Source organism: Rhodococcus sp. G6(2025) (genome assembly GCF_058628105.1).
This window is the reverse complement of record NZ_CP179750.1, coordinates 5,824,261-5,838,188: the sequence shown is the minus strand read 5'-3', so window position 1 is coordinate 5,838,188 and position 13,928 is coordinate 5,824,261. Positions and strand designations below refer to the sequence as shown.

The 13,928-nt window shown below is 69.7% G+C and carries 15 protein-coding genes and 1 riboswitch; of the genes, 4 read left to right on the top strand and 11 right to left on the bottom strand.

What is annotated here, in order from left to right; genetic code table 11:
• Nucleotides 1-94 precede the first annotated feature (94 nt).
• Nucleotides 95-655 (bottom strand): hypothetical protein, encoded by a 561-nt coding sequence (locus ACLIVD_RS26985; protein WP_491930911.1) that lies wholly within the window; start codon nt 653-655, stop codon nt 95-97.
• Nucleotides 656-944: 289 nt separating this feature from the next.
• Between ACLIVD_RS26985 and ACLIVD_RS26980 the strand changes: the two genes are divergently transcribed.
• Both ACLIVD_RS26980 and ACLIVD_RS26975 read left to right on the top strand, forming a co-directional pair.
• Entirely contained in the window at nt 945-2,522 is a 1,578-nt protein-coding gene (locus ACLIVD_RS26980; RefSeq protein ID WP_491930910.1) for an FAD-binding protein, read from the top strand.
• Nucleotides 2,519-2,851, top strand: coding sequence for a 4Fe-4S dicluster domain-containing protein (locus ACLIVD_RS26975; RefSeq protein ID WP_283331303.1), 333 nt, complete (start codon nt 2,519-2,521; stop codon nt 2,849-2,851). Before ACLIVD_RS26980 ends, ACLIVD_RS26975 begins: the two co-directional genes overlap by 4 nt.
• Before the next feature lie 21 nt (nt 2,852-2,872).
• Here the strand turns inward: ACLIVD_RS26975 and ACLIVD_RS26970 are convergent, their stop codons facing one another.
• Entirely contained in the window at nt 2,873-3,862 is a 990-nt protein-coding gene (locus ACLIVD_RS26970) for an alpha/beta hydrolase (RefSeq protein WP_280783699.1), read from the bottom strand.
• Between the two features lie 178 nt (nt 3,863-4,040).
• Between ACLIVD_RS26970 and ACLIVD_RS26965 the strand changes: the two genes are divergently transcribed.
• On the top strand, nt 4,041-5,402 hold the full coding sequence (locus ACLIVD_RS26965) for a WS/DGAT/MGAT family O-acyltransferase (protein WP_280783698.1): 1,362 nt from the start codon (nt 4,041-4,043) through the stop codon (nt 5,400-5,402).
• Nucleotides 5,403-5,415: 13 nt separating this feature from the next.
• Here ACLIVD_RS26965 and ACLIVD_RS26960 read toward each other — a convergent pair whose 3' ends face one another.
• The 5 genes from ACLIVD_RS26960 to ACLIVD_RS26940 form a co-directional block, all read right to left on the bottom strand.
• On the bottom strand, nt 5,416-6,228 hold the full coding sequence (locus ACLIVD_RS26960) for an ABC transporter ATP-binding protein (protein WP_283335817.1): 813 nt from the start codon (nt 6,226-6,228) through the stop codon (nt 5,416-5,418).
• On the bottom strand, nt 6,221-7,042 hold the full coding sequence (locus tag ACLIVD_RS26955; protein WP_061044482.1) for an ABC transporter permease: 822 nt from the start codon (nt 7,040-7,042) through the stop codon (nt 6,221-6,223). The genes ACLIVD_RS26960 and ACLIVD_RS26955 overlap by 8 nt, the downstream gene beginning before the upstream one ends.
• Entirely contained in the window at nt 7,020-8,060 is a 1,041-nt protein-coding gene (locus ACLIVD_RS26950; protein ID WP_283335819.1) for an ABC transporter substrate-binding protein, read from the bottom strand. Before ACLIVD_RS26950 ends, ACLIVD_RS26955 begins: the two co-directional genes overlap by 23 nt.
• A complete protein-coding gene (locus ACLIVD_RS26945; protein ID WP_283335821.1) occupies nt 8,045-8,767 on the bottom strand; it encodes a TenA family protein in 723 nt (240 codons plus the stop codon). The genes ACLIVD_RS26950 and ACLIVD_RS26945 overlap by 16 nt, the downstream gene beginning before the upstream one ends.
• Nucleotides 8,761-8,856: riboswitch (TPP riboswitch) on the bottom strand. Its footprint overlaps the gene before it by 7 nt.
• 57 nt (nt 8,857-8,913) lie before the next feature.
• A complete protein-coding gene (locus ACLIVD_RS26940; protein ID WP_491930908.1) occupies nt 8,914-9,591 on the bottom strand; it encodes an NUDIX hydrolase in 678 nt (225 codons plus the stop codon).
• Between the two features lie 109 nt (nt 9,592-9,700).
• Here ACLIVD_RS26940 and ACLIVD_RS26935 point away from each other — a divergent pair, with 109 nt between their 5' ends.
• A complete protein-coding gene (locus tag ACLIVD_RS26935; protein ID WP_283335823.1) occupies nt 9,701-11,254 on the top strand; it encodes a carboxylesterase/lipase family protein in 1,554 nt (517 codons plus the stop codon).
• Here the strand turns inward: ACLIVD_RS26935 and ACLIVD_RS26930 are convergent.
• The 4 genes from ACLIVD_RS26930 to ACLIVD_RS26915 form a co-directional block, all read right to left on the bottom strand.
• A complete protein-coding gene (locus ACLIVD_RS26930; RefSeq protein ID WP_011594550.1) occupies nt 11,247-12,488 on the bottom strand; it encodes an MFS transporter in 1,242 nt (413 codons plus the stop codon). The two genes, ACLIVD_RS26935 and ACLIVD_RS26930, sit on opposite strands and share 8 nt — an antisense overlap.
• 83 nt (nt 12,489-12,571) lie before the next feature.
• Nucleotides 12,572-13,099 (bottom strand): DUF3558 domain-containing protein, encoded by a 528-nt coding sequence (locus tag ACLIVD_RS26925; RefSeq protein WP_317571501.1) that lies wholly within the window; start codon nt 13,097-13,099, stop codon nt 12,572-12,574.
• Nucleotides 13,096-13,638: a DUF3558 domain-containing protein gene (locus ACLIVD_RS26920; RefSeq protein WP_317571500.1), complete on the bottom strand. Its 543-nt coding sequence runs from the start codon at nt 13,636-13,638 to the stop codon at nt 13,096-13,098. Before ACLIVD_RS26920 ends, ACLIVD_RS26925 begins: the two co-directional genes overlap by 4 nt.
• Nucleotides 13,622-13,897 carry a GNAT family N-acetyltransferase gene (locus ACLIVD_RS26915; RefSeq protein WP_005252788.1) on the bottom strand — a complete coding sequence of 92 codons (276 nt, stop codon included), beginning with the start codon at nt 13,895-13,897 and terminating at the stop codon, nt 13,622-13,624. Before ACLIVD_RS26915 ends, ACLIVD_RS26920 begins: the two co-directional genes overlap by 17 nt.
• Nucleotides 13,898-13,928 lie beyond the last annotated feature (31 nt).

The following is a 13,928-nucleotide window of genomic DNA, read 5'->3' as shown; positions in this document are numbered from 1 at the left end:
CGGAGTGGACCCCCCAATCCGGCGGGAAGCCACCTTACCGACTCCTGTGCAGGGCGTGTCGGCGCTCCCGATCTCGGACGGGCTGTGGTGGGCGTCAGCCGCGCGGTCTGGTGGTGACGGGCGGGATGGTGATCACCGGACGCGTCGTCGTGGTGGTGGTGGTGGTGGTGACCGGCGGCAGGGTCGGCTCCGCGGGTGCCGCGGACGGCGGGGCCGCGATCCGGGGCACGGTCTGCTCGGTCGTCGTGACGACGGGAGGCCGGGTGACGGGTGTGGTGACCGGGGCGAGGCTGATCGTCGGGGGAGGCGGCGCGACCGTGGTCCGGACCGGCGGCGGAGGCGGGGCGGGGGTCGTCGAGGGCGCGGGCGGCGGCGCCGTGGTCACCGGCGCCGGTTCGGTGGTGAGCGTGACGGCCCGTGGGGTGGTGAGGTCGGCCATCTGCCAGGTGGGGGTCGGCGGGACGAACACCTGGAAGGTGGCCGGTGCGGCGCTGTAGGGTCCGGCGGCCTGCAGGCCCTCCGACGTCAGCGGCGGCGGCGCGACTGCCGGTCCGCGGTTGCCGAACGCGCCGCCCGCGGCACCGATCATCAGGCCGGAGACCGCCGACACGGTGGCAATCGCGAGTGCCCCGATCGCTACAGTCCTGTCGTCCATGCGCTACCCGTCCTCGGCGTGCAAATGCGTCCACCATAGAGGGCGGTGCCGCCTGCCGCCGCATGTGTCCGGAAGTCGAGTCGGCCGGGCGGGTTCGCTGGACGGTTGCCGGGGTTCGGCGCACGCTGACGAGAACCCTTGTTCGGACGAGCCGGTCAGCCGACGATCGAGCGGTGTCCATACCGCTCCGACCGGGGGTAACGATGTCTCTGCTCGACTGGTTGTTCCGCCGCCCGCTGCCCGAACGAACCGGGGCGGCCGTCGCCGCGTCGGCGATGCTGTTCGCTTCGTGAGCCGGCTCGAGGTCGACGCCGACGTCCTCGTCCTCGGCGGCGGACCCGCCGGAACGTGGGCGGCACTGGCGGCGGCCCGGGACGGCGCGCGGGTCGTCCTCGCCGACAAGGGGTACTGCGGCACCAGCGGCCCCACCGCGTCGGGCGGCAACAACCTGTGGAACGTCCCGCCCGGGCCGGCACGCGAACGGTCGGTGCAGGCCCGCTTCGAGGACGGCGGCAGGCTGTCGGAGCCGGCCTGGATGTACCGGGTGCTCGAGGAGACCCACCACCGGGTGGACGAACTTGCAGGCGCCGGCTACCGGTTTCCGTCCGGCGACGACGGCCGGGAGGTGCGCACCAGCCTGCAGGGGCCGGAGTACATGCGCCGGATGCGCAGGCGCGTGCACCGCGCCGGGGTCACCATCCTCGACCACAGCCCCGCCCTGGAACTGCTCACCACCGGTGACGGCGTCGTGTCCGGTGCCGCGGGTCTGCAACGGCAGAACGGATACGCGCCGTGGTCGGTGCGCGCAGGGGCGGTGGTCGTCGCGACCGGCGGCTGCGCCTTCCTGTCCGGAAGCTTCGGAACGAACGTCGACACCGGCGACGGACTGCTGATGGCCGCGGAGGTCGGGGCGTCGTTCTCGGGCATGGAATTCTCGACGGCCTACGCGCTGGCACCGGCGTGGAGTGGCCACACCAAGGGTTTGATGATGCAGTTCGCCACCTACTACGACGCGGACGGTCGGGCTCTCGGCGACGGCGGCTTCTCCGCACGCGGCGCCGCGATGGCGCACCTCGCCGCCGGCCGCCCCGTGTACGCGCGACTGGACCGGGCCAGACCCGACATCCGCGCGGCCATGCGCACGTCGCAACCGAATTACTTTCTGCCGCTGGACAAGGCAGGCATCGACCCGTTCACGCAGAAGTATCCCGTGCGGGCCGTATTGGAGGGTACGGTGCGCGGAACCGGTGGCATCCGGGTCGCCGGCACCGACTGCGCCAGCGACGTTCCCGGCCTGTTCGTGGCGGGCGACGCGGCCACCCGGGAGCTCATCACCGGTGGTCGCAGCGGAGGCGGCAGCCACAACGGGGCGTGGGCCATCTCCTCGGGGACATGGGCCGGTGCGGGGGCCGCCCGGTTCGCGCGGACGCGTCCTGCCCCCGACGGGGTGCGCGGCGCGGGCGCGGCAGGCCTGCGCGGACCGTCCGCCCGCCGGCAGGCGTCGCGCTCCATCGTCGGACTGGTGCAGGAGCACACCCTGCCGCTGCGACGCAGCTACCGGCGCAGCGCAACGAGCCTGCAGGACGGCGTGACCGCCCTCGACGAGGCCTGGTCGGGCGCCGCCGATCTGCTCGGCGGCACCGAACGGGAACTGCTGCAGGCACGTTCGGCCGCCGCGATGCTCGCCGTCGCGCGGTGGGCGACGCACTCCGCGCTGGCGCGGACCGAGACCCGGGGGATGCACGTGCGCACCGACCTGCCGGACACCGACCCGGCGCAGACCCGTCGACTGCTGTCGGGCGGGCTGGGCGAGGTGTGGGTGCGTCCGGAACACGGCACCGCCGAGGCCCGGACGGTCGCGTCGTGATCGAGGTCGTCGTCGCCGACCGCTGCGTGCAGTGCGACATCTGCATCAAGGTCTGCCCGACGGACGTCTTCCGCCGCGGCACGGACGGGGTTCCCGTCGTCGCGCATCAGGAGGACTGTCAGACATGCTTCATGTGTGAGGCGAACTGTCCGACCGACGCGCTGTACGTCGCGCCGTTCGACACCCCGGTTCCCGAGGACTCGACGCACACCGACGCCGAGGGTTTGGCCGCGTCCGGGGCGCTCGGCGCCTACCGCGCCGTGATCGGGTGGGGTGGCCGTCGCACGCCGGGGTCCACGCTCGACCGGAATCACCTCTTCACCCCGTGAGTACTTGTCAACGTCCGGCGGTTAAGAAGTACTCACGGGTGTGGCCTTGCGGATGAACCGGCCGATCTCGCGGATGGCGCGGGTGCCCTCGGGGAGCAGTCCGGCGGCGGCCTGGAAGACGTGCACCTGCCGCTCCCACACCTGCAGTTCGCACGGCACACCCGCCTGGGACAGCCGCTCGGACATCAGTTCCGCGTCGACGTAGACCATTTCCTGCGAGCCGGTCTGGATCAGCGCCGGCGGCATGGCGGCGAGGGAGCCGTCCACGGGTGACGTGGACGGCTCGTGCCCGCCCCTGGTGTCCAGCCTTTCGATCAGCCTGGACAGGGCACCGACCGCGCGTTTGGGGAAGACAGCGCAGAGGTCGGCGTTGGGATGGGCCAGCTTGTTCACCGGGTCGAGGTCGGTCAGCGGCGACAGCGCGACGTCGGCGGCGGGACGCGGCAACCCCTGGCGCAGGGCTTCGAGCGTCACCATGAACGTCAGGAACCCGCCTGCCGAGTCGCCGGCGATGACGATGCGGTCCGCGGTGTAGCCGTGCGAGAGCAGCCACCGGTACCCGTCGACACCGTCCTCGACGGCCGCCCGGATGGGGTTCCGCGGGATCATCCGGTACGCGACGTTCAGCGTCGACGCCTGCGACTCCGCCGCGATCCGGGACACCATCTGGCGGTGGGAGTTGATCCCGCAGCACAGGAACGCCCCGCCGTGGAGGTAGAGGATCGCCCGGTCGCCGAGCTCACCCGGAGGCCGGATCCATTCGGCGCGGCAGTGCGGCAGCCGGATGGGCCTGCGCACGGTTCCGCGGATGGGACCGAGCGAGTACCCGAACAGGTCGACGACTCCCGTGGGCCACGGCAGTTCGGGGTAGCGCGCCCACCCGTCCAGGAACGGCCGGACGGTGCGGCGGAGTGTGTGGGCGAGGGCCGTCGACTGCAGGCTGGTTCCGGCGAACTCCCGCCGCGTCACCGGGAGGGGTGACGGGCAGAATTCGTAAGTCGCAGTGCTCATTGCCTGCCTCCGATCCGGCCTCGGTTCCCATCGACTTGCTGCCTTTAGGTTTTCCACCTCTTTGCGCCGTACGGTCTACATCGAAGTTGGTCGCACGGACGCTACGCCCGACGTAGCATCCAGGCGGAAGTCGTAATGGGATAGTGACCGAGTGGGGGTGAACGTCCAGGTGGGGATCATGCCGGTTACCGATTCGATATTCCTTCTCGGCGAATCGCGAGAGCATCCGATGCACGTGGGATCGCTCGAATTGTTCACACCGCCGGAGGATGCCGGCCCCGACTACGTGAAGTCGATGCACGAAACACTGCTGAAGCACACGGACGTCGACCCCACCTTTCGGAAGAAGCCTGCGGGCCCCGTCGGCAGTCTCGGGAACCTGTGGTGGGCCGACGAGTCGGACGTCGATCTCGAATACCACGTGCGTCATTCGGCGCTGCCGGCCCCGTACCGGGTCCGGGAACTGCTGACGCTGACGTCCCGGTTGCACGGCACGCTGCTGGACCGTCATCGCCCGCTGTGGGAGATGTATCTGATCGAGGGTCTCAGCGACGGCCGGTTCGCGATCTACACCAAGATGCACCACTCGCTGATGGACGGGGTCTCCGGTTTGCGGCTGCTGATGCGGACGCTGTCGACCGACCCGGACGTGCGCGACGCACCGCCGCCGTGGAACCTGCCGCGCAGGGCGTCGGCCAACGGTTCCGCCCCCGCCCCCGACCTCTGGTCGGTGGTGAACGGGGTCCGTCGCACGGTCGGTGAGGTGGCCGGTCTCGCGCCTGCGTCGCTGCGCATCGCCCGCACCGCGATGGGGCAGCACGACATGAGGTTTCCGTACGAGGCGCCCCGCACCATGCTGAACGTCCCGATCGGTGGCGCGCGCCGGTTCGCCGCGCAGTCCTGGCCGCTCGAACGCGTCCACGCCGTCCGGAAGGCGGCGGGGGTCAGTGTCAACGACGTCGTGATGGCCATGTGCGCCGGGGCGCTGCGGGGGTACCTCGAGGAACAGAACGCGCTGCCCGACGAGCCGCTGATCGCGATGGTTCCGGTGTCGTTGCGCGACGAGCAGCAGGCCGACGCCGGCGGTAACGCGGTGGGGGTCACGCTGTGCAACCTGGCGACGGACGTCGACGACCCGGCCGAACGTCTGACGGCGATCTCCGCCTCCATGTCCCAGGGGAAGGAGCTGTTCGGCAGCCTCACCTCGATGCAGGCGCTGGCGTGGTCCGCTTTCAACATGTCGCCGATCGCTCTGACACCGGTGCCGGGGTTCGTCCGCTTCACGCCGCCGCCGTTCAACGTGATCATCTCCAACGTCCCGGGGCCGCGGAAGACCATGTACTGGAACGGGTCCCGGCTGGACGGCATCTATCCGACGTCGGTGGTGCTGGACGGGCAGGCGCTCAACATCACACTCACCACCAACGGCGGCAACCTCGATTTCGGTGTCATCGGGTGCCGCCGCTCGGTGCCGAGCCTGCAGCGCATCCTCTTCTATCTCGAGACGGCTCTGGGCGAGCTCGAGGCGGCACTGCTCTGAGACGCCGCCTGTTTCAGCGCCGGGCCGACTCCTGCTCGACGAGTGCCCGCCGCGACTCCTCGTGGAGCACCCCGAGCAATTCGTGTTCGACGTCCGCGAACTCGGGCGACGTCATCATCGACAATTCGCGGGGACGCGGCAGGCCCACCGTCACCTCGCGCCGCACGGTGGCGGGCCGTGCAGACAGCACGACCACCCGGTCCGACAGGTAGACGGCCTCCCGGATGTCGTGGGTGATCATCAGCACCGTCCACCGGTAGCGCTGCCACACGTCCTGCAACCAGGTCTGCATCTCGGTGCGGGTCAACGAATCCAGAGCGCCGAACGGCTCGTCGAGCAGCAGCACCGGACGGTCCTGGACGACGGTCCGCAGCATCGCGGCCCGCTGCCGCATCCCGCCGGACAGCTGGCTGGGGCGGGCGTCCTCGAATCCGCCGAGACCGAACACTGAGAACAATTCCCGGGCCTTGTCCCGCGCCTGCTTCCGGGGCACGCCCTGCACCTCGAGTCCGAGAGTGGTGTTGTCGAGGACGGTGCGCCACGGGAACAGCAGGTCCTTCTGCGGCATGTACGCGCATTTCGCGGGACCACTCCCCGCGGGACGCACCGGTTCGCCGCCGATCGTGACGGTGCCGGAGTCGGGTTGATCGAGACCGGCGAGCATGGAGAACGCGGTGCTCTTCCCACACCCGCTGGGGCCGATCACCGACACGAACTCACCCGGTTCGACGGTGAACGAGACGTCGTCGAGGACGGGCCGGATGCCGCCGCGGACCGGGAATCCCTTGCTCAGACCGGACAGTGCGACGCGCGCGGTGTCACTCATGCCGAGCCCTTTCGTTCTTGATCCACGGGGCGACGACGCGCTCGACCGCGAAGGTGAGCAGGTAGAGGCTGACGCTGATTACGGCGGTCACGAGCACCGCCGCCAGCACGAGGTCGGTGCGGAAGGAGTTCTTCTGCGTCGCCATGTAGATGCCGAGACCGGACGTGGCCCCGACGTATTCGGCGAACACGGCACCCACCACGGCGTACGTGATGCCGATGCGCAGGGCGGTGAAGAACCGGGGGATCGCCGACGGAAGCCGCACGTAGCGGAATTCCTGCCACCGTGAGGCGCCCATGCTGCGCAACAACGCGCCCGCCTCCCGGTCGGCCGCGGCGAAACCCTCGATCAGACCGATCGTCATCGGGAAGAACGTGGCGAGGGCGATCACGAGAATCTTCGGCAGCAGACCGAATCCGAACCAGATGATCATCAGCGGCGCGATCGCGATGATCGGCAGTGTCTGCGACACGACGAACAGCGGAACGAACGCGCGGCGCAGCCACGGCGAGAAGTCCACGAGTACGGCGAGGGCCCACGCGAAGAGCAGGGAGACGGCGAACCCGATCAGTGTCACCTGCAGTGTCGCGGAGGCGTGACCGGAGATGGCGTCCCGCGCCCGCCAGCCCTGCTGGACCACCCGCAGCGGCGACGGCAGCACCTGCGGCCGGATTCCGCTGACCGTCACGTACACCTGCCACGCGACGACCAGCAGTGCCACGACCACGACCGCGGGCAGCACCCGCCGCAGCAGCGGGGACGTGCCCGGGGCCGTGGTGCGCAGACTCGGGTCAGGGCTGAGTGAGGTACTCATTGGTGAAGTACGTCGACCAGTCGGGTTCCGTGGTCAGCGGTGCCCCGTCGGGGCCGGTGAGCAGGCCGTGCTGGAACAGGAAACCGGAGTACCCCGCCCACTGCTCGGCCGTCTGTGTCCCGACCTTGCCGGAACTGTCCTTCATGTACTCGGAGGACAGCATCTGCTGGCTCTCCCGCACGAGGGACTCGTCGGTGAAGGCGCCGGGGTTGGCGTCGATCAGTATCTGCGCGGCCTCGTCCGGCCGGTCGGCGGCGAACTGGTATCCGCGCTGCAGGGCCTGGACGAACTTGCGGGCCTGCTCGGGATGGTCGGCCATCCACTCCTCGTTGCCCTCGATGACGAGAGCGTACGCATCCGGGAAGCCGTAGTCGGTGTAGTGGAAGTAACGCATCGGCGTGCCCTGGTGCTCGGCCTCGATGCCCTCCCAGCCGAAGAACGAGACGGTGAAGTCGGCGGTGCCGGAGTACACGGCCTCGTACGCCGAGGTGCCGAGCGTGACGGTGGTGAATTCGCCCTTGCCGCCGTCGTTGCGGATGATCTGCTTCAGCGTCTCCTCGCCGTCCGGGTCCGCGAACCCGGCGTAGATCTTGCCGTCCAGATCCCGGGGGCGGGTGATGTCGGCGCGATCCGCCTTCACCGCGATGCCCGTCGCCCAGTGCTGCAGCGGAGCCATCACCGACGTGGTCTGTGCGCCCGCGGCCTTCGAGAACGTCGCCGAACTCTGGAAGCTCACCCCGAACTCCGCGTTGCCGGCGTCGACCAGGGTGTCGGGCGAGGTGTCGTTGTAGGGCAGCACCTGCACGTCGAGGCCGGCGTCCGCGAACCAGCCTTCCTGCTGGGCGACGAACAGGCCGGTGTGGTTGGTGTTCGGTGTCCAGTCGAGTGCGAACCGGATGGTGTCGCCGGACTGGGAGTCACCGGCGCAACCGGTGAGCAGCGACAGGGCGGAGACCAGGACGACGGCTGCGGTGGCAGCGCGCTTGGTACGAGAGAAGAGTGTCACGACGCCGGCCATTCCTGCTTGTTGAGAGCGGTGTCCCAGAACATGAGTTCGTAGCGGCTGGCGATCACGAACGCCTCCGCCATCGCCTCGCGCTGAGCATCGGTCGCGGCCTCGGCCGCCGCGTCCACGAGTTCGCGGGCCCTCGCGACGGCGGCGTGGAACTCCTCCGCGTCGTAGGTGGTCACCCACTGTGCGTACGGGTGCGACGGGTCGGTGGAGAGCACCTCACGGGCGCTCGCCGCGAGCCGGTGCCCGACGTCGGCGTAGATCCAGAAGCAGGGCAGCACTGCCGCGGCGGCCACCGCGTACGGCTCGGTGGCGGCGACGGCCGTCAGGTAGGAGATGTACCCGAGGCAGGCAGGCGAATGCAGCGGCTCCGCGTCCGACTCGGGGAGTCGTCCGCTGGTCAGCAGATTCTGGTGCAACGCGGCCTCGACCGTGGCGGCCTCCGCGGCCGAGCCCGCCCAGAAGCCGGCCTCGACCGGGCCCGGCGCGTGCGCGGCCACCAGTGAAAGGGCTTTCGCGTACCCGGTCAGGTACAGGAAATCCTGCTCGATGTACGTGCGGAACACGTCCAGCGGCAGCGTTCCGTCGCCGAGGCGGCGCAGGAACTCGAGTTCGTCGATCGCCTCGCGCAGCACCTTGGTCCGGTCCCACAAGTGGTCCGTGAATCGGGCGTGCTGGCCGGCGCCGGCAGCATCTTGGACAGAGCTATTCACAACGTTGACATCCCTTCGTCAGCATTACCTGAGCAGGTTCCCGGGTGTGTTCTCAGCCCCGCCCGTGCGGAGCACCCCGTGTCAGAACAAGCCGACCCTAGCACCGGCCGTGCCGCGGGCGGAAAGGCCAGGGTCGGTGGAGGGGCTCAGCCGGCGAGGAACGCGGCCGCGCTCGGCGGGAGGGGTGCGGGGCCGCGCCGGTAGATCTCCGCGGGCCGGCCGGTTCCGACGACGGCCATGTCGCCGGTGTTCTCGAGGGCCGGCATCAGGTGCCGCCGGAACGAGTCCTTCGGCAGTGGACGCCCGAACACCACCTCGTACACCCGGCGGAGTTCGAGCACCGTGAACGTGTCGCCGGCCAGGCCGGACGGGTCGACGGCCCGCGCGTACCGCTCTCTCAGGTCGGCGACGGCGAGGGCGACGACGTCCGCGTGGTCGAACGCCAGGTCCTGCGTCACCCGGTCGTCGTCGACGGTGACCAACATCGTGTCGCGGGGGAGCGCCGTGCGGGGCAGCGCGGCGCCGTGCGTCATCGACAGCACCCACCCGCGATCGTCGCGGCCGGGATCGTCCAGCATCGCCAGCTGATGGAATTCGGTGCCCGTCAGGCCGGCCTTGATCCGCAGGCACCGCTCGGCGGCGTCCCGCAGTCGCTCACCCTGGTGGAGGAACGTGCCGGGGAGGGCGGTCCGGCCCGAACGACGGGGAACCACAAGAACTTTCAGTTCCGGGCCGTCGACGGTGAGGACGGCGACGTCGACCGCCACGGACGGGCGCGGGTAGTCGAGGAGGCTCCTGCCCTCGGAATCGGTCCATGCGGCCACGCGGGAATGTTAGCGCACTGTTGATCTATGTCGCGTTCGATCGGTCCTGCCTGCTCATCGTTGGTAGTTTGGCGAGAGATTCCCGGAACGTGATGCGTGAGGAGATTCCGTGGAGGTCGACAAGTCCGGCGACACGCTCGTCGTCCGCGCGCGGGACGGTGAGGTGCGTGGCTACCCCGAGGGCGACGTCTACGCGTGGAAGGGCATTCCGTTCGCCGCGGCCCCCGTCGGCGATCTGCGGTTCCGCGCCCCGGCCCCGCCCGCACCGTGGGAGGGTGTGCGCGACTGCGTCGACTTCGGCCCGATGGCGCCGCAGGGGCACGGCACCGCCGTCCCCATCGACGCGGGACTCGAGATGGACGAGGACTGCCTGTCCGTCAACGTCTGGGCCCCGAGACCCGACGGCACCCCGCGGCCGGTGATGGTGTGGATCCACGGCGGTGCCTACTGCCTGGGAACCGCAGCTCAGGGCATCTACAACGGGCGCATCCTGTCCACAATCGGCGACGTCGTGCTGGTCTCGTTCAACTACCGGGTGGGAGCGCTCGGCTTCCTCGACCTGTCGTCGTTCTCGACGGCCGAGCGAGTGTTCGAGACCAACTGTGGGCTGCGCGACCAGGTCGCAGCCCTCGAATGGGTCCGCGACAACATCGCGTCGTTCGGCGGTGACCCGGACGAGGTGACGGTGTTCGGGGAGTCGTCCGGAGCCGGGTCGATCACCACGCTGATGACGTGTCCGAGCGCGGAGGGGCTGTTCCACCGCGCGATCGCCCAGAGCCCGCCCGCCACGTCGGTCTACGGGAGCGAGCGGGCGGCCACCGTCGCGAAACAGTTCCTCGACATCCTCGAGGTGGAACCCGCGCAGATCGACACCCTGCTGCACCTTCCGTACCGCACGGTGATCGAGGCCAGCGACACGCTCGTCAACGAGGTGCCGACGAGGATTCCGGGCACGCTCGCGATGGCGCCCGTGGTGGACCGCGACTTCCTGCCCCGTTACCCGGTGGCCGCGTTCCAGAAGGGGCACTCCCACCGCATCCCTCTCATCATCGGTTCCAACAAGGACGAGTCGTCGATCTTCAAGTTCATGAAATCTCCTCTGCTGCCGGTCACGTCGGATTCGGTGCAGGAGATGTTGAGGGCGATCGCGGCCGATCACCCGGAACTGCCCGCCGCCCGCCTCGCCGACATCCTGTCGGCGTACCCGGACCGCGGAAAGCCGAAGGGCGCGCTCGCGATGTCGAGGGACGCCGCGTTCCGGATGCCCGCCCTGTGGGTGGCCGACGCCCACAGCCGGCACTCGCCGACGTGGATGTACCGGTTCGATCAGGCCACGCCGATGCTCAAGGCCGCACGGATCGGAGCCGGCCACGCCACCGAACTCCCGTACGTCTTCGGCAATTTCGACACCCTCAACATCGACCCGACGTTCTGGCTCGGCGGCCGGAAGACGGCGCTCGAGGTGTCGGGCCGGATCCAGCGCCGGTGGCTCGCGTTCGCGCGGCACGGTGTCCCCGCCGCGCTGGACGGGTCCAAGCACTGGGCGCCCTACGACGAGGAGAACCGCTCGACGTTGCTGATCGACGGCGCGGACACCCTCGTGAAGGACCCGGACCACGAGATGCGGATCGCGTGGGGCAACGACGTCATGGGCTTCAACTGACGGGCACCTTGTCGTCCAGTTCCTTCAGGACGGGCAGCGCGAAGCAGGCCAGCCCGATGATCAGGACCGGGATCGCGAGCACGAAGAACGTCGGCTGAATTCCCCACTTGTCGAGGAGGGGACCGGCCAGCAGGTAACCCAGCGGACCCGCGGCGTACGCGGTGGACGTCATGACCCCGGTGACGCGCCCGCGCATGTGCTCCGGACTACGAGTCTGCATGGCGTAGTTGGCGATCGGGCCGACCGGACCGAACACGAGACCCTGGAGGAGGGCCAGCGCCAGAATCGCCCACAGCGGCGGCAGGAACGCCATCGCGACCATGGCCGCGCCCAGCACCGTCACCGCCACCACCATCAGCATCCTGCGCGACACATACGGCGCGAGCGGTCCGTACGCGAGGGCACCCACCACGCCGCCGATGCTGAGCGCCATCAGGACCGAACCCAGTTGCGCGGGCTTGTCGAGTTCGGTGAAGTACACCGGGAACACCACCGATTCGACGGGCATGTACAGCGCGACCACCGCCATGTCGACCAGAGCGATCGTGCGCAGGAGCCGGTTGTGCCACACGAACTTCAGGCCCTCGAGCGTGCCGTGCCAGATGGACGTCGGGCGCGTGGACGTGTCGGGTCTGCCTGCGTTCTCCAGTCGCAGGAATGCGATGGTCACCACGGACAGCACGAAGCCGACGGCGGTGACCCACAACGTGTTCACCGCACCCACGGTGGCGATGAGGACACCGCCGATACCGGGTCCGACGAGATACGCCACGTTGTAGTTGGCCTCGTAGAGGCTGTTCATCCGGTCGAGTGACCAGCCCGCGGACTTCGTGGCGGCCGGCAGCATCGACTCCCGCGCCGCGATCCCGGCCGGATCGAACGCGGCGCCGATCGCGGCGAGGACGGCGATCACCGTCACGGTGAGGCCCGTCGTGTTCGCGATCACCGGGATGGCCGCCACGGACAGGGCGGACAGGCAGTCGGAGATCATCGACGTGCGGCGACGTCCGAACAGGTCGACGAACGTGCCCGCGAACAGGCTCGACACCAGCAGCGGGAGGGTGGCCGCGCCCGCGACGATCGCGGCGTCGGACGCGCGACCGGTCCTCTCGAGCACGAGCCAGGGCAGCACGACGATCGCGATGCCGTTGCCGGTGGACGAGAACAGCGTCGCGAGGTTCAAGAGGATCAGGGGCCCGAACCGGCGAGTCACAGCCGTCTCGGTGGCGGTCACGGCAAGGGTCCTCTGGTCGGCTCGATCGGTGGTCCTTCGACGCTAACAGCGAGGTCGTGGCCACCGCGAGCGAATTTCGGCCGCTACTGGTTGCGTTGCAGGGTCAGTTCGGCGAGGGTGCGCGCACCGTCGCACGGGTCGCCGGTGCCCGACCGCTGCTGCACCCACCAGGTGATGACGCCCGAGTAGGCGGCGGTGATCCCGCACGCCGCCGAATCGCCCGGACGCCGGGCGCTGAACGCCGACGTGCCCGCGATCGACGTGGTTTCCACCTCGTAGCCCAGCCCATCGGCCACACTCCGCTCGCGTTGCAGCGAGTTGTTCTCGAACCAGCCGAACGTGACGTCGATCGAACCGGCGGCGGACGACACCGTCCACATGCACACCGCGCCGAAGAAGTACTGGTCGATGCCGGCGCCGTGGAGGGTCTCCGCGATCTTGTCGTTGGGGACGGCGTCGCACTCGCGGAGGAGCTTGTCGAACTGCGGGGAGCCGCCGTCGTCGGAGGATGCGGCGCCCTCGGGCAGGGGACTGCCGGTGACGGAGGTGCCGCAGCCGGCCAGGATCACCGCCGACGCCAGCGCCGCAGCGACCCGGCGGGCGGCGCTCACTTGACCTTCTCCAACGTCAACCGGCCGAGCGCGGTGGGAGCCGCGCACGGATCGGAGGGTGCGGTGCCCGTGCCGTAGCGGACCAGCCAGTGCACGAAGTCGGAACCCGTGCCGAGCGCGACCTCGCAGAATCCGACGTTCTGCGAGGAGAACCCGCGGTGCCCGGCGATCTCGAGCTCGTGGACCTCGTGACCGATGCCCTTGGCCACCGACCGCTCCCGGTCGATGGGGCTGCCGCGGTACCAGGTGAACATCACGTACCGTTCGCCGCCGTCCGCCTCCCACCGGCATTTGATGCCGTTGCGCGACACCGGGGTGAGCGCGGTGATCCCGGCCCGCTCGTACACCTCGGCGTCGGTCAGCGAGCCGCATTCACCCACGAACGCGCCGGGCTGTGCGGACACCGACGTGGTCGGCGCGGACGCCGCCGGATCGGTCTCGGAACCGTCGCCGGAACCGCAGCCGGCCAGCACGACCGCCGCGGCGACCAGACACGACGCGCGGACGGTCAGGCGGACCGGATCAGACGAGCTCCGCATAGCTCGGATTCTCGGCGATGTACTTCTCGACGTACGAGCACGACGGAATCACGGTGAGCCCGCTGGCCTTCGTGTCGTCGAGGGCGGCCTTCACCACTTCCGCGGCCAGACCCTGACCGCGGAACTGGGGGTACGTCACGGTGTGGTGGAAGTCGCGGGCCCCGTTCCGCTCGAAATAGTCGGCGTATCCGGCCAGCTGGCCGTCGAGGTAGATCTCGAACCGGGATTCCGACACGTCGTGCTCCACCGTGGCCGCCACAGACCGCTCCTCTGCTCGTGTGGCGTGCGCG

What these genes read in the sequence shown, in the direction of transcription:
- ACLIVD_RS26950 (WP_283335819.1), bottom strand. Translation starts at nt 8,060, where the DNA reads ATGGCCGGCGTCGTGACACTCTTCTCTCGTACCAAGCGCGCTGCCACC.
- ACLIVD_RS26965 (WP_280783698.1), top strand. Translation starts at nt 4,041, where the DNA reads ATGCCGGTTACCGATTCGATATTCCTTCTCGGCGAATCGCGAGAGCAT.
- ACLIVD_RS26920 (WP_317571500.1), bottom strand. Translation starts at nt 13,638, where the DNA reads ATGCGGAGCTCGTCTGATCCGGTCCGCCTGACCGTCCGCGCGTCGTGT.
- ACLIVD_RS26970 (WP_280783699.1), bottom strand. Translation starts at nt 3,862, where the DNA reads ATGAGCACTGCGACTTACGAATTCTGCCCGTCACCCCTCCCGGTGACG.
- ACLIVD_RS26955 (WP_061044482.1), bottom strand. Translation starts at nt 7,042, where the DNA reads ATGAGTACCTCACTCAGCCCTGACCCGAGTCTGCGCACCACGGCCCCG.
- ACLIVD_RS26960 (WP_283335817.1), bottom strand. Translation starts at nt 6,228, where the DNA reads ATGAGTGACACCGCGCGCGTCGCACTGTCCGGTCTGAGCAAGGGATTC.
- ACLIVD_RS26985 (WP_491930911.1), bottom strand. Translation starts at nt 655, where the DNA reads ATGGACGACAGGACTGTAGCGATCGGGGCACTCGCGATTGCCACCGTG.